Source organism: Streptomyces sp. NPDC013157 (assembly GCF_042899865.1).
Classification (GTDB): Bacteria; Actinomycetota; Actinomycetes; order Streptomycetales; family Streptomycetaceae; genus Streptomyces.
Genome location: NZ_JBIBAK010000005.1, coordinates 164966 through 189011 on the forward strand (window position 1 = coordinate 164966; position 24046 = coordinate 189011).

At 72.0% G+C, this 24046-nt stretch carries 16 protein-coding genes; 5 read left to right on the top strand and 11 right to left on the bottom strand.

Translation table 11 applies throughout. The features are described from left to right. Positions 1-65: 65 nt before the first annotated feature. The gene (locus ACFY6U_RS17130; RefSeq protein ID WP_390038918.1) at positions 66-866 is read right to left on the bottom strand and encodes a crotonase/enoyl-CoA hydratase family protein; all 801 of its coding nucleotides are present in this window, start codon (positions 864-866) and stop codon (positions 66-68) included. A 208-nt stretch (positions 867-1074) separates the two neighbouring features. On the opposite strand from ACFY6U_RS17130, the gene ACFY6U_RS17135 reads away from it, so the two are divergent. After that, on the top strand, positions 1075-2685 hold the full coding sequence (locus ACFY6U_RS17135; RefSeq protein ID WP_390038920.1) for an acyl-CoA synthetase: 1611 nt from the start codon (positions 1075-1077) through the stop codon (positions 2683-2685). A 111-nt stretch (positions 2686-2796) separates the two neighbouring features. Further along, positions 2797-4569, top strand: a complete 1773-nt coding sequence (locus ACFY6U_RS17140) for a sulfatase (protein ID WP_390038922.1) — start codon at positions 2797-2799, stop codon at positions 4567-4569. Here the strand turns inward: ACFY6U_RS17140 and ACFY6U_RS17145 are convergent. The 4 genes from ACFY6U_RS17145 to ACFY6U_RS17160 all read right to left on the bottom strand — a co-directional run bounded on the left by ACFY6U_RS17145 (position 4506) and on the right by ACFY6U_RS17160 (position 9316). Then, positions 4506-5342 (bottom strand): alpha/beta fold hydrolase, encoded by an 837-nt coding sequence (locus ACFY6U_RS17145; protein ID WP_390038924.1) that lies wholly within the window; start codon positions 5340-5342, stop codon positions 4506-4508. The genes ACFY6U_RS17140 and ACFY6U_RS17145 overlap by 64 nt on opposite strands. A 67-nt stretch (positions 5343-5409) precedes the next feature. Next, positions 5410-6129, bottom strand: a complete 720-nt coding sequence (locus ACFY6U_RS17150) for a class I SAM-dependent methyltransferase (protein WP_390038926.1) — start codon at positions 6127-6129, stop codon at positions 5410-5412. 27 nt (positions 6130-6156) lie between these two features. Then, complete coding sequence (locus tag ACFY6U_RS17155) at positions 6157-7671, bottom strand: metallophosphoesterase (protein WP_390038928.1); 1515 nt, start codon at positions 7669-7671, stop codon at positions 6157-6159. A gap of 142 nt (positions 7672-7813) precedes the next feature. After that, complete coding sequence (locus tag ACFY6U_RS17160) at positions 7814-9316, bottom strand: acyl-CoA synthetase (RefSeq protein WP_390038930.1); 1503 nt, start codon at positions 9314-9316, stop codon at positions 7814-7816. Between the two features lie 346 nt (positions 9317-9662). On the opposite strand from ACFY6U_RS17160, the gene ACFY6U_RS17165 reads away from it, so the two are divergent. The 3 genes from ACFY6U_RS17165 (at position 9663) to ACFY6U_RS17175 (ending at position 15224) form a co-directional block, all read left to right on the top strand. Next, the gene (locus ACFY6U_RS17165) at positions 9663-11135 is read left to right on the top strand and encodes a cytochrome P450 (protein ID WP_390038932.1); all 1473 of its coding nucleotides are present in this window, start codon (positions 9663-9665) and stop codon (positions 11133-11135) included. A gap of 34 nt (positions 11136-11169) precedes the next feature. Beyond that, positions 11170-12126 (top strand): (-)-alpha-amorphene synthase, encoded by a 957-nt coding sequence (locus ACFY6U_RS17170; protein ID WP_390038934.1) that lies wholly within the window; start codon positions 11170-11172, stop codon positions 12124-12126. 230 nt (positions 12127-12356) lie between these two features. Further along, positions 12357-15224: an ATP-binding protein gene (locus ACFY6U_RS17175; protein ID WP_390038936.1), complete on the top strand. Its 2868-nt coding sequence runs from the start codon at positions 12357-12359 to the stop codon at positions 15222-15224. A gap of 19 nt (positions 15225-15243) precedes the next feature. On the opposite strand, the gene ACFY6U_RS17180 is transcribed toward ACFY6U_RS17175, so the two are convergent. From ACFY6U_RS17180 to ACFY6U_RS17205, 6 genes are all read right to left on the bottom strand, one after another. After that, entirely contained in the window at positions 15244-16797 is a 1554-nt protein-coding gene (locus ACFY6U_RS17180; protein ID WP_390038938.1) for an acyl-CoA synthetase, read from the bottom strand. Next, a complete protein-coding gene (locus ACFY6U_RS17185) occupies positions 16794-17903 on the bottom strand; it encodes a nitronate monooxygenase (RefSeq protein ID WP_390038940.1) in 1110 nt (369 codons plus the stop codon). The genes ACFY6U_RS17180 and ACFY6U_RS17185 overlap by 4 nt, the downstream gene beginning before the upstream one ends. An 85-nt stretch (positions 17904-17988) precedes the next feature. Next, entirely contained in the window at positions 17989-19560 is a 1572-nt protein-coding gene (locus ACFY6U_RS17190; RefSeq protein WP_390038942.1) for a phytoene desaturase family protein, read from the bottom strand. A 132-nt stretch (positions 19561-19692) separates the two neighbouring features. Next, entirely contained in the window at positions 19693-21927 is a 2235-nt protein-coding gene (locus ACFY6U_RS17195; protein WP_390038944.1) for a tetratricopeptide repeat protein, read from the bottom strand. Between the two features lie 60 nt (positions 21928-21987). Continuing rightward, a complete protein-coding gene (locus tag ACFY6U_RS17200) occupies positions 21988-22833 on the bottom strand; it encodes an oxygenase MpaB family protein (RefSeq protein WP_390038946.1) in 846 nt (281 codons plus the stop codon). Between the two features lie 9 nt (positions 22834-22842). After that, the gene (locus ACFY6U_RS17205) at positions 22843-24021 is read right to left on the bottom strand and encodes an acyl-CoA dehydrogenase family protein (RefSeq protein ID WP_390038948.1); all 1179 of its coding nucleotides are present in this window, start codon (positions 24019-24021) and stop codon (positions 22843-22845) included. Positions 24022-24046: the final 25 nt, after the last annotated feature.

Consider the following 24046-nt stretch of genomic DNA (forward strand, 5'->3'; position numbering starts at 1 on the left):
GCGGTGAACTGGGCGACAAGCCCCCACCGGCCCGCAGCTTCCGGACGGCCCAGGCCGGCGCAGCGCTACGCACGCTTGTAATCAGGCACCCGCTTCTCCGCGAAGGCCCGGGCACCTTCCTTCGCATCCGCCGTATCGAAGATCGGCCACCCGCGCTCGAGCTCGGCGGCCAGCCCGTCCGTCTCCGTCATCTCCGCCGTCTCGTACACCGACGCCTTGACCGCCTCGACGGCCAGCGGCCCGCACGCGTTGATCTGCTCGGCGATCTCCAGGGCCTTGTCGAGCGCGCCGCCGTCCGGAACCACATGTCCGACCAGCCCGATGCCGGCGGCCTCGCGCGCGCTGTACGGCCGCCCGGTGAGCAGCATCTCCAGCGCGTGCGTGCGCGGGATCTGCCGCTGCAGCCGCACCGTGGAGCCACCGATCGGAAACAGCCCCCGCCGGACCTCGAAGAGTCCGAACGTCGCGGACTCGCCCGCCACCCTGATGTCGGTCCCCTGAAGGATCTCCGTACCGCCCGCGACGCAGTACCCCTCGACGGCGGCGATCACCGGTTTGCGCGGGCGATGATGGCGGAGCATCGCCTTCCAGTGCAGGTCGGGGTCGGCCTTCAGCCGGTCCCGCAGGTGCTCGCCCGCCATCTCTCGCCCGGCCAGCGCCTTGAGGTCCATCCCGGCACAGAAGGCGCCCCCGGCCCCGGTGAGCACGATCGAGCGGACGTCGTCGTCCTCGTCGGCCTCGATCCAGCCGTCGTAGAGGCCGACGAGCATGGAGATCGAGAGCGCGTTCTTCGCCTCGGGCCTGTTGAGCGTGAGCACGAGTGTGGCGCCCTCGCGCCGCACGGTGAGGTGTTCCGTCCCACCCATGGACCGTCTCCCCTCCGGGAGGGATCGTCTCCCCTCCACAAGAACGAGAACAGGTTGCAGTAGCCGGGGAGGCACTTCAAGGGTTTTCTGACAGACAGTCAGATTTCTTCGCGCGAACCCTTCACACTTGCCGCGCCCTTTGCTCTGATGACCGGCGAACGGACAGGTGCGCCTTTCTTCGTCACGGTCGCCGGGGTCAGGAGGAGCGGTGGAGTACAACCTTGCCGATCTGTTCGAGTCGGTCGTCGACGTGGCTGCCGACCGCGAGGCTCTCGTGTACATCGACCACCCCGGTACGGGCGCGGAACGCCGGCTGACCTACGCGGAACTGGACGCCGCCGCCAACCGCATCGGCCACCATCTGATCGACAGCGGGATCAGGCCCGGCGAGCATCTCGGCCTGCACCTCTACAACGGGGTCGAGTACCTCCAGACCGTGTTCGGGTGCATGAAGGCGCGGGTCGTGCCGGTCAACGTCAACTACCGTTACGTCGAGGAAGAGTTGGCGTACCTCTACCGGGACGCCGACCTGGTCGCGCTGGTCTTCGACGCGGAGTTCGACGACCGGGTGGCGGCGGCGCTGCCCCGGGCGCCGAAGCTGCGGCACCTGGTGCGCGTGAGCGAGCCGACGTCGGAGCTCAAGGCCCTGCCCTTCGCGGAGGCCGAGGGCGCCGGGTCACCCGGGCGCGGGTTCCCGGCGCGCTCGGGCGACGACCAGTTCATCATCTACACCGGCGGCACCACGGGGATGCCCAAGGGTGTGATGTGGCGTCAGGAGGATCTGTTCTTCGCGGGGTTGGGCGGCGGGGCGCCGACCGGCGAGCCGGTGAAGCGGCCGGAGGAACTGGCCGAGCGGGTGGCGGCCGGCGGTACCGGGATCACCTTCTTCCCCACTCCCCCGCTGATGCACGGCACGTCGACCCTCACCTCCCTCATCGGCTTCAACTTCGGACAGCGGGTGGTGATCCACCGCAAGTTCGTGCCCGAGGAAGTGCTGCGCACCGTCGAGAAGGAGAAGGTCACCAGCATGTCCCTGGTCGGCGACGCGATGCTGCGCCCGCTGATCGACGCCCTGAACGGGCCCATGAAGGGCACCGACTGCTCCGCCCTGTTCAGCGTCTCCTCCTCCGGCGCGATCCTCTCCGAGACCGTGCGCCGGCAGTTCGGCGAACTCGTCCCGAACGCCATGCTGCTGAACAACTTCGGGTCCTCCGAATCGGGATTCAACGGCACCGCGACCGACGACTCCGGGGCCGGCAGCGGCTTCCGCGTCCGCGTCAACTCCCGTACGCAGGTGGTTGATCCGGCGACCCACGAGCCGGTGGCGGCGGGCGAGATCGGCCGGGTCGCACAGAGCGGGCACGTCCCGCTCGGCTACTACAACGACCCGGTGAAAACCGCCGAGACGTTCTTCGAGAAGGACGGCCGCAGGTGGGTTCTCCTCGGCGACATGGCGACGGTCGACGAGGACGGTGTCGTCACCGTGCTCGGCCGGGGCTCGCAGTGCATCAACACCGGGGGCGAGAAGGTGTACCCGGAGGAGGTCGAACAGGCGCTGAAGTCGCACCCGGACGTCTACGACGCGCTCGTCGCCGGGGTGCCCGACGCCACCTGGGGCAACCATGTGGCGGCCGTGGTGCAGTTGCGCGCGGGTGCCGAGCCGCCCTCCCTCACGGACATCCAGACCCACTGCCGCAGCCGGCTGGCCGGGTACAAGGTGCCCCGTCAGCTGGTGATCGCCGAGGCCATCCAGCGGTCGCCGAGCGGCAAGGCGGACTACCGGTGGGCGCGGGAGGTGGCGGTGGCCGCCGACCGGTAGACCGTGCGGGTGTGCCACCGCCGCGGGACGGTCCGCGGGCCGTACGCTGTGCGCACGATCCGAAGCCGATCACGCGCACAGTGTCACGGCCGCCGCACGGAAGGACCTCCGGTGTCGCACCCCACGCCTGCCCGGCCGCCGGAGACCGCGCCCGCGGATCCCGGCCCGGACGAGGTCCGGCGGCAGAGGCATCCACGCACCGCCCGCGGCATCACGGTGGGAACGACCGCCGTCTCCGCCCTCCTGCTCCTGGCCGAGCTGCTGCTGCCGAACCGGCTGGACCTGCTCGCGCCACCGGCGTTTCTGCGCCTCCCGGCCGAGGGGATCGTGCTCGCGGCCGTGCTGCTGGTCCTGCCCGGGCGGGCGCGGCGCGTCACGGCCGTACCGGCGGGCGCGCTGGTGGGGTTGCTGACGCTGGTCAAGTGCCTCGACATGGGGTTCTACTCGGTGCTGCAACGGCCGTTCGACCTGGTGCTCGACTGGATCCTGCTGGACGACGCGGCGGACTACGTCCGGGAGTCCTTCGGCCGGACCAGCGAGGTGCTCGCGATCGTCGGGGCCCTGCTCCTCGCGGCGGCCGTCCCGGCCGCGACCGTCCTGGCCCTGATGCGGGTCACGGAGCGGATGGCGCGCCGGCGCCCGCAAGCAGTGCGTACGACCCTTGTCCTGGCCGTCGCCTGGGTCACCTGTGCCACCTTCGGATGCCAGGCCGGCGGCGCTCCCGTCGCCTCGACGCTCGACGCCCAGCTGGTGGACGGCCGTGTGCGGGCGGTCCGCGCCGGTCTTGCGGACGCCCGGGTCTTCGCGGCGGAGGCCGCCGTCGACGCCTTCGAGAACACCCCGCCGGACCGGCTGCTGACGGGCCTGCGCGGCAAGGACGTGCTGTTCACGTTCGTCGAGAGCTACGGCCGTACGGCGATCGAGGACCCGGCGATGGCGCGGCAGGTCGGCACGGTCCTCCAGGAGGGCACCGCCTCGCTCAGGGCGGCCGGTTTCGAGGCGCGCAGCGGCTGGCTGCGGTCCCCGGTGCTCGGGGCGGGCAGCTGGATGTGCCACGCCACGCTGCTGTCCGGGCTGTGGATCGACAACCAGCAGCGTTACGCCAATCTCGTCTCGGGCGGCCGGACGACCCTCAACAAGTACTTCCGCAGGACAGGCGCGTGGCGCACGGTCGGCGTCGTCCCGGGCGTCCGCAGGGCCTGGCCGGAGGCCCGTTTCTTCGGCCTCGACCGCACCTACGACTCCACGCGCCTCGGGTACCGCGGCCCGTACTTCAGCTGGACGCCCGTCCCCGACCAGTTCACGCTGGAGGCCTTCGAACGCCTGGAGTACGGGAAGCGGAACCGGCGTCCGTTGATGGCGGAGATCGTCCTCGCCTCCAGCCACCAGCCCTGGGCGCCCCTCCCCCGCATGCTCGACTGGCAGGACCTCGGCGACGGCTCGGTCTACGGGCCGATGCGGAAGGCGGGCAAGGACCCGGCGGAGGTCTGGAAGGATCCGGAGAGCGTGCGCACCGAGTACCGGGAATCGATCGAGTACTCGCTGCGCAGCCTGTTCGGGTTCATGCGGCGCCACGCCCACCGGAACACGGTCCTGGTCTTCCTCGGCGACCACCAGCCCCGCCCGGAGGTCGTCGCGGGCAGCCCGCGCCGGGACGTCCCCGTCACGATCGTCGCCCCCGACCCCGCGGTCCTGGACCGGGTCGCCGGCTGGGGCTGGACGCCGGGCCTGAAGCCCGCCGCCGACGCGCCGATCTGGGCGATGGACAAGTTCCGCGACCGCTTCCTGACCGCGTTCGGGCCACAGCACCCGAGTGCGGCTCAGGCCTCCAGGAAGGCGGCGGTACGGCGGACGAACCACTGGGGGTCGTCGAGCCAGGGGTAGTGACCGGCGCCGGGCTGCACGGCGACCTCGGCATACGGGAAGGCCTCGGCGGCCCTGCGGGCCAGGGCGGGGCTGGGGCCGCCGTCGAGTTCGCCGGCGTACACCAGGACGGGGGCGGCGAGGGCGCGCAGGGCGGCCCGGGTGGCGTCCGGGGTGAAGGCGCCCTCGGCGAAGTAGCGGTCGCCCGCCTCGAAGTTGCTCTGCTTCTCGGTGGCCGCGACATGAGCCCGGGCGGCGTCGTCCCAGCGGCCGTGGAAGAACGGCATGAACACCTCGTCGAACTCCCCGGAGCCGGTCAGCCACGCCTCCAGCGCGGGGAAAGCCTCCTCGAACCAGGGTTCCCCCGCCCGCAGCCGGGCCGCCGCCAGCCGGTCCTCCGGGGTGGCGCGCAGGCCCAGGGCCGAGGGGTTTCCGGTGATCAGTGCGAGCCGCCGCACCCGCTGCGGCTGGGCCGCCGCGTAGAGGACGGCCAGGCTTGCGCCGGCCGAGTGCGCCAGTACGTCCATGTGGTCGAGCCCCATGTGGGCGCGCAACATCTCCACGTCGTCGACCAGTCGGTCGCAGCGGTACGAGGCCGGGTCGGCGGGCAGGGCGGAGTCGCCGGTCCCCCGCAGGTCGAGGAGGACCAGGCGGCGGTGGGCGGTCAGCCCGCCGAGGTCCCCCAGGTAGGCGGAGGCCCGCATGGGGCCGCCCGGCAGCACCACGAGAGGTTCGCCCTCCCCTCTGACGTGGTAGGCGAGTCGGGTCCCGTCGGCTGCGGTGAAGGTGGGCATGACGCCGATCCTCGGCTACGACGGCGCGGTGCCGCAAAGGATTTCGGCGAACGGCCCACCCCCGATGTCAGGCAGGCGCAACGGGCTTGCTCACCCGGAACGCGAACTGGCCGCAGAACGTGAGCTTGCGGAGGTTCACCAGGGCCGTGTCCCGCTTGCTCTTGCGGGCCCAGGCGTCGATCTCCGTGTTGAGCGGTGACTCCGTCTGCCAGAAGCGGCCGTACTCCTTCTTCCGCGAGCCGTGGTAGGTGCGCATGATCAGTGTCACGCCGTCGAGCGAGGGCCGGATCTCCTCCAGGGCGAGGCCGGCCTCCTCCACCAGCACCCGGAACCCGTAGGGCGTGTAGTTCCACAGGCTGAAGGAGTGGTACGGCTCGAACTGGGAGGTGCTGCCGATGAACAGCCCGCCCGGGCTCAGCACCCGGCCCACCTCCGCGAGCAGTTCCCTGGGCCGGGCCACGTGCTCGAAGACCTGGTGGGAGTAGACGAGCGGTACCGCGCCGGAGCGGAACGGCAGGTGGACGCCGTCGAAGTACACCACGCTGTCGCCCCCGGCCTGGCGCTGGGCGGCCTCCGGGGAATCGCGGATGTCGACTCCCACCCAGCGGACGCCGGAGTCGTGCTTGCGGAAGAGCTCGGCCGACGTGCCCCGTCCGCAGCCGAGGTCGACCACCCGGTCCGGTGCCCGCGGCGAGCTCATGGCTTCGTCGAGGTAGTAGCGGGAGGTGACCTGACGAGCGTGGTCGTCAGGGATGCAGTCGTGCATGAGTTCCCACAGGGTCGACATGTCCCCACGCTACGGAGGTGCCCCTCGCTAGGCCACATCCAGGCGGGGGTTCGGGAGGGCCGTCATCCCTGGGGAGGAACGGGACTGTGCGGACGGCGGCACCAGGCGGCCGATGCCGGACAGGTCGCGGGCGGCCACGCTGTTGCGGTCGGCGACCGTACGGCCGAGTGCGTGGTACGGCCACAGTCCCCCGGCCTGCCGGCGGCTGCGCTCGTTCCACTCCAGGGCCTCGGCGGCGCGGGCCCGGAAGAAGTTGAGGGCGTAGCCGCCGCTGTGGATCCGCAGCAGGAAGAAACCGCCGGGGTACTCCTTGGCGGCGCCGACCTCCTGCTGGGTCACCTGCGGGGCAAGGGGCACATGGGTGCGCTTGTTGCGGTGTGTGTGGCCCACATGGTGGAGGAACACGCCCGGGGCGGTGGCGTAGGCCCGGAGGATGGCGCGGGCCTGGCGGCGGCCGAGGCGCTGTGCCGGGCTCACCGGGAAGAGGGCCTCCCGGACGGTCAGCGGATGGTGGCCGAAGACGACGGTGGGCTGTTCCCGGTGGGCCCGCAACCGGCGCCGGAACCAGGAGAACTGCTCGGCGCCGAGGCCGCCCGTGTCACCGCCGTGGCCGCGCTTGTCGTAGGTGTCGAGGCCGATGATCCGCAGTCCGGCCACGTCGTGCTCGAACCAGCCGGGCCCGTCCGGTACGCCGAACACGTGGTGGAAGGCGTCGTCCTCGCCCGCGGCGCGGTCGTGGTTGCCCCGGACGGTGAAGTAGTCCCGCCGGTGGGTGCCGAAGCCGTCGAGGATCCGTCTGGCCTCCGCCAGGTCGCGCGGTCCGCCGCCGGCCGAGATGTCGCCGGCGGCCAGCAGCAGCTGGGCACCGCGGCGGCGCGCCTCGTCCACCACGGCCCGGCTCATGAGTTCGGGGTAGGGGGTCTGTCCCGTCCGCTGCGCCACTCCGCGCAGGAAGGGGACGCCGGCCACGAGACCGGCGACGGTCTCGCCGATGTGCAGGTCGTTACAGAGGGCGACGGAGAACAGGTGGCGGCCGGGCGGGGGCTGCGGGGTGGTGAAGGAGTAGGGGCCGCCGGGCGTGTCGAGGCCGTGGCGGGAGGTCCCGGCCGCGTTGCCGCGCACCAGGTGCAGCGCGGTGGGGGTGGCGGGGACGCCGCGGGAGCGGGCCTGGTAGTAGTACGTCTGGCCCGGCTCCAGGCCGGTGAGTTCGACGTGGTGGTGCGCGGTGGGCCGGTCCTCGCCTGCGGTGCGGTTGAGGCGGGCCGGGTGGGTGCCGTAGATGATCTCGCCCTCGGTGGCGGCGGCCAGCATGCGGCCGGTGCCGTCGTCGGTGCCGGGCAGGGCGGTGTGCCAGGTGATGACGGCGCGGTCCTCGGTGAGGGTGACCAGTTCCAGGTGGACGGCGGCGAGCGAGCGGGGGTGGCGGGGGCGGGGGGCGGAGCGGAGCAGGGCGGGGGCGAGGAGGAAGCCGGAGCGCAGCATCTCGCAGGGGCCGGGGACGCCCGCGACCGCGCCGAGGGGGACGGGGAGGCAACAGCGCATGTCGGTTGTGTGCTCGCCGGCGGTGAACGGCGGACGTGGTGTCGGAAGCCGCACTCGGTATGGAACCAGACTTCTTGGGTCCTGGGCGGGCGTTGTGCCGACGCTCACGTCCCGGGGACTCGCGAGAGCCGCCTCCCGGTCCTCACGAAGCGGGGCCGAACCGCTCCCGCAGCTCCCGCTTCAGGATCTTTCCGCTGGCGTTGCGGGGCAGCGCGTCCACGAACAGGATCCGCTTGGGTGCCTTGAAGGCGGGCAGCTTCTCCTTCACATGGGCGATCAGCCCGGCCTCGTCGATCTCGCCGCGCGGTACGACGACCGCGGTGACCGCCTCGATCCACCGCTCGTCGGGCAGGCCGATCACGGCGGCCTCGGCGACCGCCTCGTGGGTGTAGAGGGCGTCCTCGACCTGCCGCGAAGCGACCAGTACGCCACCGGAGTTGATGACGTCCTTCACACGGTCGACGATCGTGTAGTAGCCGTCGCCGTCGCGCACCGCGAGGTCGCCGGAGTGGAACCAGCCGTCCCGGAAGGCCTCTTCGGTCTCCTCGGGCTTGTCCCAGTAGCCCTCGCACAGCTGCGGTGAGCGGTAGACGATCTCGCCGGGGGTGCCGTCGGGGACGTCGGCGCCGTCCTCGCCGACCACACGTGCCTCCACGAACAGGACGGTACGGCCGCAGGAGTCCAGCCGCCCCTTGTGCTCCTCGGGGGCGAGCACGGTGGCGAGCGGTCCGATCTCGCTCTGCCCGAAGCAGTTGAACAGGGCGAGTTCCGGCAGCCGTTCGCGCAGTCGCTCCAGGACGGGCACCGGCATGATCGACGCCCCGTAGTAGGCCTTGCGCAGTCCGTTCAGGTCGCGGGTGGCGAAGTCGGGCCGGTTGGAGAGTCCGATCCACACGGTGGGCGGCGCGAACAGGCTGTCCACGTCCCCGGCCTCGACGAGGTCGAAGAGGGTGTCGCCGTCGGGCCCGTCGAGGATGATGTTGGTGGCGCCCACCGCGAGGTAGGGCAGCAGGAACACGTGCATCTGGGCGGAGTGGTAGAGCGGCAGCGCGTGTGCGGGCCGGTCCCCGGCACTCAGGTCGAGGGCGGCGATCGCGCTCAGGTACTCGTGCACCAGGGCCCGGTGGGTCATCATCGCGCCCTTGGGCAGCGCCGTGGTCCCCGAGGTGTACAGCAGCTGCACCAGGTCCTCGGTGCGCGGCTCGGGGCCGTCGCAGGGCGCCGCGTCCGCGAGCCGGGCCAGCAGCGAGCCGTCGGCGTCCCGCAGCGGCAGCGCCGGTACGCCGTCGGGGAGCCGGCCGGCCAGATCCGGGTCGGCCAGCACCAGCGAGCTGCCCGACTGGCCGATGATGTACGCGAGGTCGTCGCCGGTCAGGTTCTGGTTGACCGGGACGTGCACCAGGCCGGCGCGGGCGCAGGCGAGGAAGGCGATCAGGTAGGCGTCGGAGTTGTGTCCGTAGGCGCCGACCCGGTCACCGCGGTCGAGGCCCTGGCCGAGCAGGACGCTCGCCGCGCGTGAGACGGCGTCGTCGAGTTCCTGGTACGTCCAGCGTCGCTCGCCGTACCGCACCGCCACCCGTGCGGGGGTGCGGCGGGCGCTGCGCCGCAGTACCCCGTCCACCGTGCTGCCCTGTCCCTGCGTCATGACTCATGATCCTCGGCCTGTCGCGCGGACAGGTCAAGCGACCGCGGAGGCCGACGCCGAACTCCGACGGGCCCGCCCGGCCGCTTCCGCTTTCCCGCCGATCGCGGTCGGGCGGCCGGACGGGATGGGACCGCACGAGAGCGGCAAGAAGAATCACCATCGGTGCGCCATGCATCAAGAGGCGCTCATCCCATGGGATTTCTGCTTCAACGTGCCCCTGTGCGCCCCCGTTGGAGAAAGGTTTCCGGAAACCCGCACATGATTGAACTGGGCAGGACTTGTCTCGGGCTGTCAGCCTCGAAGCAGGTCCGCTCATTTCACGTGTCGCACTGGGCAGGAGGTTTTCATGAACGGCGCTGTGCCTGAACAAAAACGAACGTGGACAGCAGGTTCTGCTCCCGGCATATTCCCACTCCTGGGTCACGGTATCGCCTTATACCGTCGCCCGCTGGCGTTTCTCAATTCTTTGCCCGCGCACGGGGATCTGGTCGAGATACGGCTGGGCCCCCAGCGCGCCTGGATGGTGTGCCACCCGGAGCTGGCCCACGAGGTGCTCATGGACCCGCACACCTTCGACAAGGGGGGCCCTCTGTACGACAGGCTGGGCAAGCTGATGGGGGACGGACTGGTCACCTGCCGTCAGCCTGCGCACCGGGACAAACGCAGGCTGCTGCAGCCGGCCTTCCGCCCGTCCCACGCCGCCGCGTACACAGAACTCGTCGCCGAGGAGGCCGAGTCGGTGTGCGAAGGGTGGCAGGCGGGCCGGGCGGTTCCGGTCACCGAGGCGATGACGACCCTCACGACCCGCGTGATCAGCCGGGTGCTGCTCTCCGACTCGCTGGACGACACGACCGCCGCCCAGGTGCGCGACTGTCTCGCCGACGTCGTCCGCGGCCTCTTCGTCCGCACGGTCGTCCCGATCGACGCGCTGTTCCGGCTGCCGACCCCCGCCAACCGCCGTTATCAGCGGGCGCTCGCCCGCCTGCACGCGATCATCGACGCGGTGATCACGGAACGCCGCCGGGGCCCCGCGCGTGACGACGTCCTGGGGACCCTGCTGGCGGCCGCCCACGGCGACGGCACCGCCCGCACCGACCAGGAGATCCACGACCACCTGATGACCCTGCTGCTCACGGGCGCCGAGACCTCGGCCCTGACCCTGGCCGCGGCCTTCAGCCTGCTGGCCCGCCATCCCGAGGCCGAACAGCGCCTGCACGCCGAGCTCGACACCGTCCTGCCCGGCGGCCGCAGGCCCGGCCCCGGCGATCTCCCGGACCTCGTCCGGACCCGGTGCGTGGTCTCCGAGACGCTGCGGCACTCGTCCCCCGGCTGGCTGTTCACCCGCGTCGCCACCCGGGAGACGGAACTCGCCGGACGCCGGCTGCCCGCCGGAGCCACCGTGCTCTACAGCCCCTACCTCCTCCACCACGACCCGTCGTCGTTCCCCGACCCCGAACACTTCGACCCCGACCGCTGGCTGCCGGGGCGCCCCACCCCCGGACAGCGGCGCGCGATGATGCCGTTCTCCGCGGGCAACCGCAAATGCCTCGGCGACGAGTTCGCCATGGTGGAGGTCACCGTGGCACTCGCGACCATCGCCGGCCGGGTGCGCCTGCGCCATCTCCCCGGATACGTCGCACGGACACCACGCCCCGCGATCACGCTGGGGCCGCGCTCACTGGTCATGATCCGCGAAACACGCTCGCACAGTCCGTCAGAGGCGTCGTCGTCCCGCGCTCCGCTCACGCACGGCGCGGTCTGCACCCGACAGGCACCGGACTCCCGATCGGCAGGTGACCACTGTGTCGACAACACATGAGGAAGTCGCGGTCAGTGTGGCGGACGGACCTGCGGTGGCCAGTCTCAAGGACCTCATCGACACCCACCTGCACATGCCCTTCCCGTTCCGGCGCAACCGCCATGAACCGGAGGCCTCGGCCAGTGTGGACGCATGGCTGAGTACGTGGGGGCTGACCGCCGAGCCGGGTGTGGCGGCGATGATCGCCCGTACCCGCCCCGCCCAGCTCGCGTCCTTCACCAGTCCCGCCGTGGACCCCGGGCTCCTGCGCATCGTGGCCCACCAGATCGCCTATCAGTTCGTCTTCGACGACCGGGCGGAGGACGTCGGGCGGCACTCCCCGGCCGGGCTCGTGCCCATGCTGTGCGAGAGCATCGCCGTTCTGCGGGACGGCCGCCCGCCCACCACACCGCTCGGAGCGGCCCTGACCGACCTGTACCGGCAGGTCCGGGAACGGTGCACACCAGGTCAGGCCGCACGCTGGGCCTGGAAGAGCCGGGAGTACGTGCACGGTCTGCTGTACGAGGCGGTGGCCCAGGCCCACCCCGTCGCCCTGCGCACGGGAGAGTGCGCCTCGATACGGTCGCTGACCGCGGGTGTCGAGCCGTTCCACCCGCTGTACGAGGCCGCGGCGCCGGACGAACTGCCCGCCGCGGAACTCCACCATCCGGCCGTGGAGCGGCTCAGCCGGCTCTCGGCCGACGCCGCGGTGTGGACAGCCGATCTGTTCTCCGCCGTGAAAGAACAGCGCGCGGGCGAAATGATCAACCTGGCCCTGGCCTACCAGCGCGAACACCACTGCTCCCTGCAGGCCGCCGTCGTCCTGGCCGTCCGGCGGGTCAACAGCACGATCCGCGAGTTCGAAAGGCTCCACGCCGCGGTCGAACCGGAGTTGAGTCCCGCGGGCGTCGTCTATGTGGAGGGCATGATCGGCTGGATCCGCGGGTGTTACCACTGGTCCCGAACCGTACCCCGGTATGCGGACGTGGCGTCGGTGCCCGCCGTGACGTAGCGGCGTCCGGCGCACTCCCGCGACCGCGCCCGAGGAAGGTGGCGATCAGAGCCCCTTACCCGGAAGGGGGACATTATCCCTTCTCCAGTTCATGATTCACCCGACAGTACTCAGTCCGGCCTGCTCGCACCGCGACAGGGCGTACGCTCGGCTGTCCCCGGGCCGAACGAAAGAAAGCGGTACGGCATATGGCGACGGAGCCGCGGCAATCGATCACGGGCCAGGAGACCTTGATCGAGCGCCGACGGGAACTTCAGGCCCTCGACGCGGCGTTCCGGGAATTGCGGCGCACCACGGGCGGCGTTCCGCGGACGCGGAGCAAAGGGCTGCTCGCTTTTTCCGGGGCGGCCGGACTGGGCAAGACGGCACTCATCACGGAAGCACGCGCCCGAGCCGCCGCACACAGGTTCACGGTGTTGTCGGGCAGGGGCAGCGAGACGGAGCAGGGCTCGGCGTTCCACGTGGTACGCCAGTTGATGCAGCCCCCGCTGGCACGAATGGACGAGGCGGAACTCCGCGTCTTCCTGGGCAGCTGGTACGACACCGTCGCGGCCGTCCTCGGACTCGAAGCCACCGGGCCTGCCCCCGCACCGGACCCGACCGGAGTCCGCGAGGGTCTCGACTGGGTCATGACGCGGCTCTCGGTGAAGAAGGCCCCCGTCGTCCTGGTCCTGGACGACCTCCACTGGACCGACCCCGAGTCACTGAGCTGGCTCGCCTCCTTCGCGCCACGGGTCGAGGATCTCCCCCTGCAGATCGTCGTCACCTACCGGCCCGACGAACTGCCCCCCGAGGCGGGCCGGCTCCGCACGCTCGCCGGAGACCACGGGAACCGCCCCCACAACCTGGCCCTGCTCACCCCGGAGGGCGTCGCACAGATCGTCAGGAACGAGATCGGGGAGGCGGCCGGGGACCGGTTCTGCAAGGAGTGCTGGTCGGCCACCGGTGGCAGCCCCTTCGAGTCGGTGGAACTCGCCATCGGACTGGCGGAGCGGAAACTGGGCGGCACCGACGACGACCTGCCCGCGATGCGTGAACTGGCCGCCGCGATCAAGGGCCCGGGGCTGATCGAACGCCTGGAACGGCTCGGCACCACGACCGTGCGCTTCGCGCAGACCGCGGCCGTGCTCGGTTCGCCGTTCTCGCCGGAGCTCGCCGCGGCCATCGCCGTGCTCGGTGACGAGGCGGTCGCCGAGGCGACCGGGAAGCTGCGCGCCGCCCGGATCCTGGCGCAGGGGCACGGCCACGAGGGCGAGCTGGAGTTCGTGCACCCGCTGATCGCCACGACGATCTACCGGTCCATCCGCACGGGCTTCCGGACCGGTCTGCACAACGCCGCGGCGCAGGCCGTGCTCGCCGCGGGTTACGGACCCGCCAAGGCCGCCCGGCATCTGCTGGAAGTCCCCTGCGAAGAGCGTCCCGAGACCGTGGCGTGTCTGCGCGAGGCCGCCCGCGCATACCTTCGCGCCGGTGCCACCGAGGCGGCACGGCGTCTGCTGACCCGCGCGCTGCAGGAACCACCCCTGCCCGAGGACCGTGCCGCGGTCCTGCACGAACTCGCCTGCGCCACGTTCCTGATCGAGCCCACGGCGACGGTGCGGCATCTGCGCCAGGCGCTGGCCCAGCCGCACGTCGACCCCGATCTGCGCGCCTCCATCGTCTACCGGCTGACCACGGCCATGGCCCACACCGATCAACTGGCCGAGGCTGTGGACGTGGCGGCCGAAGAGGCCCGGCAGGCCACGAATCCGCGCGTCAAACTGCGCATGCAGGCCGACCAGTTCGTCTGGAGCATGGTGCGGCCGGACGACCACGACTCGCCCACCCGCTCCCGGACGCTGGCGCGCCTGGCCGGGAAACTGCCCGGCCGCAGCCTGGAGGAGCGCTACATCCTGGGACTGCGGGCCTGGGACGCGGCCATGCGCGGCGAACCGAGGGAGACCTCCCTCGCGTACGCGGACAAGGCCCTGGACGGCGGCATGAGCTGGACCGACGAGAACCGGGGGTTCGAGGTACCCCTTTCCGTCGCCCTGGTGTACATGTACGGCGACCAGCCGCGACGGGCCGAGGAGCTGTTCAGCAAGGGGATCGCCGAATGCGTGGCCAAGGGCTGGCACGGTTCCCACCTGGCGTTCGGCCAGACCATCGCCGGGTACATCCGCTACCGCCGCGGCAGCCTGGCCGAGGCCGAGGACGCCGTACGGGAGGGTCTGCGGATCGCCGACAAGGTGGACGGGGTCGTGGCCGCCCAGTGGTTCGGCGTGAGCATCCTCATCAAGACCCTGCTGGCCCGCGGGCGCATCGCCGAGGCACGCGCGTTCGCCGACGATCACCACTTCGGCGCGACGCCGGTCAACGCCGTCATCTACCCCGACCCCCGCACCGTCTACGCCGAACTCCTCCTCGCCGAGGGGCGGCACGCCGAGGCGGCGCGGCTGTTGTCCGAGGTCGGGGAGTGGCTGGACGGGCGGGGCTGGCGGAACCCGGCCTGGTGTCCGTGGCAGCTGCGGCTCGCGACCGCGCTGGCCCCCACCGCTCCCGAGGAGGCGGTGGGTCATGCGGAGGAGGCCGTACGCAGGGCCCGGGAGTTCGGTGCCGGCTCGACCGTGGGGCAGGCCCTGCACACGCTCGCCGAGGTGACCCGCGGACCGGCTGCGGTCGACCTGTACGCGCAGGCCGTCGAGCAGCTGGAGCAGTCGCCGGCCGCCTACGAACTCGCCCGCGCGCAGATCGGCCACGGTGCCGCGCTGTCCCTGGCCGGCCGGCTCCAGGAGGCCGCCGACCGGCTCTACCAGGGGCTGGAGGGAGCCGTCCACTGCGGGGCCGAGGCCCTCGCCGCCCGGGCCAGGGAGGAGCTGTCGGCGGCCGGGCTGCGGCCGTTGCCGTTGCGCTACGCGCAGGTGGACACGCTCACCGCGCAGGAACTGCGGACCGCCGAACTGACCGTCCGGGGACACGCGGTGGGTGTGGTCGCCAAGGAGCTGCACCTCACCGAGCAGGGTGTGCGGCAACTGCTGTCCAGCGTCTACCGCAAGCTCGGCACCGATGCCGCCGGCCTCACCGGGTTCCTGGAGGCCCGGCACCGGCCGCGCTCCTGAAGCGCGGGGTCCCAGCCGGTCACACCGGCCGGGTGCGGCCCTCCCAGTACGGGTCCCGCAGCCGCCGCTTGTACAGCTTGCCGTTGGGGTCGCGGGGCATCTCGGCGATGAAGTCGACGGTCTTGGGGCACTTGTAGCCGGCCAGTTGTCCGGCGCAGTGGGCGAGGAGGGCGGCGGCGAGGTCCGGGCCGGGTTCGTGTCCGGGGGCGGGTTCGACGACGGCCTTGACCTCCTCGCCCCAGTCGTCGTGCGGGATGCCGAAGGCGGCGGCGTCCGCGACGGCGGGGTGGGAGAGGAGCACGGACTCGATCTCGGCGGGGTAGATGTTGACCCCGCCCGAGATGATCATGTCGATCTTGCGGTCGCGGAGGAACAGGTAGCCGTCCTCGTCGAGGTAGCCGAGGTCGCCGACGGTGAAGAAGTCGCCGATGCGGTTCTTCTCCGTCTTGGCCCGGTCCTTGTGGTAGGCGAAGCCGCCGGTGTTCATCTTCATGTAGACGGTGCCGAGTTCGCCCGGTGGCAGCCGGTTGCCGTCGTCGTCGAAGACCGCGAGTTCGCTGATGGGCCAGGCCTTGCCGACCGTACCTGGCTTCTTCAGCCAGTCCTCGGCGGTCGCGAAGGCGCCGCCGCCCTCGCTGGCCGCGTAGTACTCCTCGACGCTGGGGCCCCACCAGTCGAGCATGGCCCGCTTCACGTGGTCCGGGCAGGGCGCGGCGCCGTGGATGGCGTGCCGCATGGAGGAGACGTCATGGTGTGCGCGCACCTCCTCGGGGAGGGCGAGCAGGCGGTGGAACTGGGTCGGGACCATATGGGTGTGGGTGCACTTGTGTGTGTCGATCAGGCGGAGCATCTCCTCGGGGATCCACTTGTCCATGAGGACCAGGCGGTGGCCTATGTGGAGGGACGCGCCCGCGAACTGGAGTACGGCCGTGTGGTAGAGCGGCGAGCAGACCAGGTGGACGTTGTCGTCGAAGGGGCGGATGCCGAAGATGCCGAGGAAGCCGCCGAGGTAGGCCTCCTCGGGGAGTTTGCCGGGCAGCGGGCGGCGGATGCCGCGGGGGCGGCCCGTCGTGCCCGAGGTGTAGTTCATGACCCAGCCGAGTTCGCGGTCCGCGGGCGCCGACTCCGGCTGTCCGTCGAGGAGTTCGGCGTACGGCCGGAAGCCCTCGACGTCGCCGACCGCGTACCGGTGGGTGGCCGGGAGGCCGGCCTCGTCGGCGGCGAGGCGGGCCGGCCCGGCGAACCGCTCGTGGGCGAGGAGCACCTTGGCGCCGGAGTCGGCGACGATCCAGGCGATCTCCGGACCGACGAAATGGTGGTTGATCGGGACGAGGTAGAGGCCGGCCTGGGTGGCGGCGAGGTAGGCGGTGAAGAACTCGGGCCCGTTGGGCAGGACGACCGCGAAGGCGTCGCCGCGCTCCAGGCCCGCGGCCCGGAGTCCGTGGACGAGCTGGTTGACGGCCGCGTGCAGGCGGCCTGCGGTCCATTCCTCGCCGTCGGGTGCGACGAGCACCTTGCGGTCGGGATCGCTCGTGGCCTGGGCCCAGAATCCGGCGGGGGGCGTGCTGGTCACTTGCCGCTCCTTCCGGCGATGCGGTTGATGCGGTCGACGGTCTGTTCGAAGCCCCGGGTGAGGTCGTCGAAGACGGCCTGGACGCTGCGTTCGGCGGTCATGCGGCCGACGATCTGGCCGACGGGGGTGCCGAGCAGGGGCTCGACCTCGTACTTCTGGATGCGGGTCAGTGCCTCGGCGACGAGCAGGCCCTGCAGGGGCATGGGGAGGGTGCCGGGGCCGTTCGCGTCGTCCCAGGCGTCGGTCCACTCGGTGCGCAGCTGGCGGGCCGGTTTGCCGGTCAGGGCGCGGGAGCGGACGGTGTCGCCGGAGCCGGCGGCGAGCAGTTTGCGGGTCACGGCGGGCGAGGAGAGGTCCGCTTCCGTGACGGTCAGCCACATGGAGCCCAGCCACACCCCCTGCGCGCCGAGGCTGAGCGCGGCGGCCACCTGCTGCCCGCTGCCGATCCCGCCCGCCGCCAGCACCGGCAGCGGGGCGACCGCGTCGACGACCTCCGGGGTGAGGACCATGGTGGCGATCTCGCCGGTGTGGCCGCCGGCCTCGTAGCCCTGGGCCACGACGATGTCGATGCCCGCGTCCCTGTGCTTGATCGCGTGCCGGGCGCTGCCGGCGAGTGCGGCGACGAGGATGTCCTGGTCGTGGGCGCGGTCGACGACGTCGGCGGGCGGGGAGCCGAGGGCGTTGGCGAGCAGCCGGATCGGGTAGTCGAAGGCGACGTCGAGCTGGGTGCGGGCGACCTGTTCCATCCACCCGGTGATGCGCCAGCCGGACGCCTCGCCGTCGGCCAGCTCGGGCACGCCGTACTTGGCGAGGGTGTCCCGCACGAACTGCCGGTGCCCCTCCGGGATCATCGCCTCGACGTCGGCCTCGGTGACGCCTTCCACCTTCTTGGCGGGCATCACGACGTCGAGCCCGTACGGCTTGCCGTCGACGTGCGCCTCGATCCAGTCGAGGTCGCGTTTGAGGTCGTCGGGGGCGGTGTAGCGGACCGCACCGAGCACTCCGAAGCCGCCGGCCCGGCTGATGGCCGCGGCCACGGCGGGAAACGGCGTGAAGCCGAAGACGGCGTGCTCGACTCCCAGGGTCTTGCTCAGCTCCGTCTGCATGGGCGCAGGATGCCGCAGTCGTGCGGCCGACGGAAGAGGTTTTCTGATGCTCCGTCAGATTCTTTGACGGCGTCCCGGTCGGGGGTCAGCCCTCCGGCTGCTCCAGTACCGCCATCGCCGCGTTGTGCCCCGGCACCCCGCTCACCCCTCCCCCGCGCACCGCGCCCGCCCCGCAGAGCAGCACGTTGGCGTGCCGGGTCTCCACGCCCCAGCGGCCGGTGCCGTCCTGGGCGTAGGGCCAGGACAGGTCGCGGTGGAAGATGTTGCCCCCGGGAAGGCGGAGGTCGCGTTCGAGGTCCAGGGGGGTCTTCGCCTCGATGCAGGGGCGGCCGTCGGCGTCCAGGGCCAGGCAGTCGGTGATCGGCTCCGCGAGGTGGGCGTCGAGCTGGGCGAGGGTGGACTTGAGGAGTTCGTCGCGTACGGCGTCGTTGTCGGCGGCGAAGAGCCGGGCCGGGGTGTGCAGGCCGAAGAGGGTGAGCGTCTGGTAGCCGCGTTCGGCCAGGTCACGGCCGAGGATCGTGGGGTCGGTCAGGGAGTGGCAGTAGATCTCGGAGGGCGGGGCGGCGGGCAGCCTGCCGGCCGCCGCCTGGGCGTGGGCGGTGGCCAGTTGCCCGTAGCCCTCGGCGATGTGGAAGGTGCCGGAGAACGCCTCCCGCGGGTCGACGGCGGTGTCGCGCAGCCTGGGCAGCCGCTTGAGCAGCATGTTCACCTTGAGCTGGGCGCCCTCGGCGGGCTCCGGGGCCGGGTCGCCGGTGAGGGCGGCGAGTTCCTGCGGGGAGGCGCCCACCAGGACGTGCCGGGCGGCGGCGACGCCCTCGCCGTCCGCGGTGCGGTAGACGACCTCGGCGGCCCGCCCGTCGGTCTCGATCCGCACCGCCTCGTGCCCGGTGGCGAGCACCGCGCCCGCCGAGCGCGCGGCGGCGGCCAGCGCGTCGGTGAGGGCGCCCATGCCGCCGACCGGTACGTCCCAGGCGCCGGTGCCGCCGCCGATGACGTGGTAGAGGAAGCAGCGGTTCTGGCGCAGCGACGCGTCGTGGGCGTCGGCGAAGGTGCCGATCAGGGCGTCCGTGAGGACGACCCCGCGCACCAGGTCGTCCGTGAAGTTCTCTTCGATCGCGACCCCGATCGGCTCCTCGAACAGGGCCCGCCAGGCCGCCTCGTCGTCGATCCGGCGGCGCAGTTCCTCACGCGCGGGCAGCGGCTCGGTGAGCGTCGGGAAGACGCGCTCGGCGACCCGGCCGGTCGTGCCGTAGAACCGCTGCCAGGCCTGGTACTCCGACTTGCCCCCGGTCAGCCGTTCGAACGCCTCGCGGATCCGCCGCTCGCCACCGCCGACCAGCAGCCCGGTCGGCCGCCCGTCGCGTTCCACGGGGGTGTACGAGGAGATGGTGCGGCCGCGGACCCGGAAATCCAGGCCGAGGTCGCGGACGATCTTCCTCGGCAACAGGCTGACCAGGTAGGAGTAGCGGGACAGCCGCGCGTCGACGCCGGCGAAGGGGCGGGTGGAGACCGCGGCGCCGCCGGTGCGGCCCAGCCGCTCCAGCACCAGTACGGTGCGGCCGGCCCGGGCCAGGTAGGCCGCCGCGACGAGGCCGTTGTGGCCGCCGCCGACGATGATGGCGTCGTAGCTCCGGGTTGCTTCGGTGGCAGGGGGCATGGTTCTTCGTAACACATGATGATCTAGGCAAGTAAGAGGCATGCCGGTGCGCTTCGCGGGGAGGGTCGGTTTGCATGTACCGGCCGGTGGGGGCTGATCGCGCAGTTCCCCGCGCCCCTCTGGGGGCGCGCTTCAGAGCCCTCCGCCGGACGCGCGCTGCTGGCGCAGTACCGCCACCCTCCGGTACAACTCCACCGCCTCGGCGCCCCGCCCCAGTTGCTCCAGGCAGTGAGCCTCGTCGTTGCGGCTGGCGAGGGTGTCCGGGTGGTCCGGGCCCAGGACTCTCTCCCGTGCGCCGGCCACCCTCCTGTACTCCGTCAGCGCGTCCGGCCAGCGGCCCAGCCAGCCGAGGCCCACCGCGACCTCGCGGCGGCTGACCAGGGTGTCGAGGTGGTCCGGGCCCAGGACCCGGTCGCGGATCGCGCACACGTCGCGGGACTCCGCGAGGGCCTCCTCCCAGCGGCCGAGGCGGCCGAGGTTGACGCCGAGGCCGTGGCGGGCGCGCAGGGTCTCGGGGTGGGCGGGGCCCTGGACGCGGGTGCGGTCGTCGATCAGGGCGCGGTAGAGGGTGAGCGCGTCGGCGCTGCGGCCCAGGCGACCCAGGCTGATGCCGACCTCGTACCGGGCGGCGAGGGTGTCGGGGTGGTCGGCGCCGAGGGCGCGGCCACGGGCCTCGGCGACCTCGCGGTAGGTCTGCAGGGCCTCCTCCCAACGTCCCAACTGGCCGAGCGCGTAGGCGACTTCGTAGCGGGTGACCAGGGTGTCGGGGTGCAGCGGACCGAGCACCCGGGCGCGGGCCGCGGCCACGTCGTGGGCCATGCGGTACGAGTCCTCCGGGCGGCCCAGCCTGCTGAGGTTGAAGGCGAGGTTGTGGCGGCAGCGCAGGGTGTCCGGATGGTCGGGGCCGGTCAGCCGTTGCCGGGCGGCGAGGACGGCCGTGTACACCTGGTGGGCGTCGAAGTGGCGGCCCAACTGGCCCAGCACGTAAGCCGTTTCCTGACGGGTGGCGAGAGTGTCGGGATGGTCGGCGCCCAGTGCGCGCTCCCGGGCGACGGCGACCTCGGTGTACTCGCGCAGTGCGTCGGCGGCGCGGCCGGTGCGGGAGAGGGTGAAGGCGATCTCGTAGCGGCTGGCGAGGGTGTCGGGGTGGTCGGGGCCGAGGAGGTGGGTGCGTTCGGCGGCGACGGCGCGGTGCACCTCGCCGGCCTCGGCCCAGCGGCCGAGCCGTCCCAGGCTGAGCCCGGCGTTGTGGCGGCCGGCGAGGGCGGCGAGGGTCTCCGGGGAGGGGACGGGTACCGCGGGAAGCGGTTCCGCGACGCCGGTGGCCGGGCGGGCGATCCACTCGCCGGTGAGTCCGGCGCCGGGGTCGGGCGGGGTGGTGCGCAGGGCGGCGCCGGTGGCCTTGTGGCCGGTGGTCATGGACCGGGTCCAGGACGGCAGCCGGGGCTCCCGGGCGGCCGGTTCCGTGGGCCGGAGCCGGGGCTGCGCGGTGACGACGGTGGGGACGTAGGCGGGGGTCGTCCGCCCGGAGGTGATCCGGCGGCCCAGCTCCCGGGCGTCGTAGGGCCGTTGCTCGGGCCGTTTGGCCAGCAGGTCGAGGACGACCTTCTCGAACCAGCCGGGCAGCTCGGGGCGGTGGGAGCGCGGCGGGGCGGGCGGGGTGTCGCGGTGGCCGACGAGGATCGCCCAGGCGTCGTCGAGGTCGAACGGCGGTGCCCCGGTGGCGATCTCGTAGAGGACGCAGCCCAGTGAGTACAGATCGCTGCGCTGGTCGACCTCGGTGCCGCCGATCTGCTCCGGGGACATGTAGTGCGGGGTGCCCATGGCGATGCCGGTGCCGGTCAGCCGGGAGGTGAAGCCGATGTCGTGGCCGAGGCGGGCGATGCCGAAGTCGCAGATCTTCACCGTGCCGTCGGTGAGCCGCATGATGTTCGCCGGTTTCAGGTCCCGGTGCACGATGCCCTGCTGGTGGGTGTAGGCGAGGGCGGCGGCGACCTGCTCGGCGATGTCGACGACGTCGCCGACGGGCAGGGGATGGTGCTTGTCGTCCTCCATGAGCTGGCTGAGGTTGCGGCCGTTCAGCAGCTCCATCACCAGGTAGAGGATGCCGTCGTACTCGCCGAAGTCGTGGACGACGGTGACCCCGCGGTGGGAGAGGGCGGCGGCGACTCTCGCCTCACGGCGGAACCGTTCGCGCAGGACGCGGGTGAACGCCTGGTCGTGGTGCGGGCCCAGCGGTTTGAGGCACTTGACGGCGACCTGCCGGCCGAGTGACTCGTCGCGGGCCCGCCACACCTCGCCCATGCCGCCCCGCCCGATCAGGTCGAGCAGCCGGTACCTCCCCTGGACCAGCCTGCTGTCAGCCATCGCGCGCCGTCGCCCCCCGTCGCGGTCCGTGACACCCCCTTGCTCGCCCAGTATGGCTGTCTATCGCCCGACTTTGTACGGTGCGGGGCGTGCGTCCGGACCGAGCCTCGCCATGGCGCGCAGGATGTGTTTGGGCGGGAGTTGCCAGCGCAGACGTGCGGGAACACAGCGCAGCAGGGTGCCGGTGGCGCGCAGTCGGCGGGTGACGACCGCGGGCCGAGGGGCCGGTCTGCCGTACAGCTCGTGGGCGTACGGCGGCAGGGAGGCGTACGCCAGCCTGGCCACGCGCCGCCACAGTACTTCGCGCGCCGGTATCAGGAGCGGGTGCGTCGGCGGGCGCAGCAGGAAGTCGTCCACCGCGCGTGCGTCGGCGCCGACTGCGAGTTGCGGTCGTACCTTCTCGAAATAGGCGGTCATCTCCTCCTGGTCGCCCGGCACGGCGGCGGGGTCGAGGCCGACCAGGCGGCCGCTGACCCGGTGTTCGGCGATGTAGCGGTCGGCCTGCGCGTCGGTGAGCGGGAAGCCGGAGCGGCGGACGACGTGCAGGTAGGAGTCGATCTCGGCGCAGTGCACCCACAGCAGCAGGTCGGGTTCGTCCACGCCGTACCGTTCGCCGGTGTCCGGGTCCGTCGCGCCCAGCATGCTGTGGAGCTTCCGGATCCGCGCTCCGGTGCGCTCGGCGGCCTCGGTGGTGCCGTAGGTCGTCGTACCGACGAAGTTCGCGGTCCGTATCAGCCGGCCCCAGGCGTCACGGCGGAAGTCGGAGTTCTCCATGACACCGCGCAGCGCGCGAGGATGCAGGGCCTGGAGATAGAGCGCCCGGATGCCGGCGACCCACATCATGGGGTCACCGTGCATCTGCCAGGTCACGGAGTCGGGGGTGAAGAGCCCGGCATCACCGTCCATACCGGCAGGCTAACGCCGTACCCGTGGCATCCCCAGCCCGATCCAGGAGATGATCTCCCGCTGGATCTCGTTGTTGCCGCCGCCGAAGGTGAAGATGACCGCCGAGCGGTAGCCGCGTTCCAGGTCGCCGTGGAGGACCGCGCCGGCCGAGCCCTCCTTGAGCGGCCCGGCCGCGCCGACGACCTCCATCAGCGAGGCGTAGGCGTCGCGGCGGGCCTCGGAGCCGTAGACCTTGACGGCGGAGGCGTCCTGCGGGGTGAGGCTGCCCTCCTGGACGGCGCTCACCATCTGCCAGTTGAGGAGCTTCATGGCGTCCAGGCGGGTGTGGGTGCGGGCGAGGTTGCGCCGCACCCAGGGCAGGTCGACGACGCGGCGGCCGTCGGCGAGCTTGGTCTCCATCGCCCAGCGCTGCACGTCGTGCAGGGCGCGGATGGCCATGGTGCCGTGGGCGGCGAGGGTGACGCGCTCGTGGTTGAGCTGGTTGGTGATCAGCCGCCAGCCGTGGTTCTCCTCGCCGACCCGGCGGGCGACGGGGACGCGGATGTTCTCGTAGTGGCTGGCCGTGGTGTCGTGCGAGGCGAGGGTGTTGATGACGGTGCAGGAGTAGCCGGGGTCGGTGGTCGGCACCAGGAGCATGGTGATGCCCTTGTGCGGCGGGGCCCCGGGGTCGGTGCGGGTGGCGAGCCAGACCCAGTCGGCGGTGTCGCCGTTCGTCGTCCAGATCTTCTGGCCGTTGACGACGTACTCGTCGCCGTCGCGCACGGCCCGGGTCTTCAGGGCGGCGAGGTCGGTGCCGGCGTCGGGCTCGCTGTAGCCGATGGCGAAGTCGATCTCGCCGGAGAGGATGCGGGGCAGGAAGTACGACTTCTGCTCGGCGGTGCCGTACTGCATGATCGTCGGGCCGACGGTGTTCAGCGCCATCAGCGGGAGCGGTACGCCGGCCTGGGCGGCCTCGTCGAAGAAGATGAACTGCTCCATCGCGGTCAGGCCGCGGCCGCCGTATTCCTTGGGCCAGCCCACGCCGAGCCAGCCGTCGGTGCCCAGGCGGCGGACGGTCTCCCGGTAGAAGCGTTTCTGCGCGGCCGGGTCGGCGTAGCGGGCGTAGGCGTTGTCCGGCACCAGGCCGGCGAAGTAGGCGCGCAGTTCGGTGCGCAGCCGCTGCTGCTCGGGCGTGTGGTCGAGGTGCACGGCGCCTCCAGGCTCCCCAAGGGCG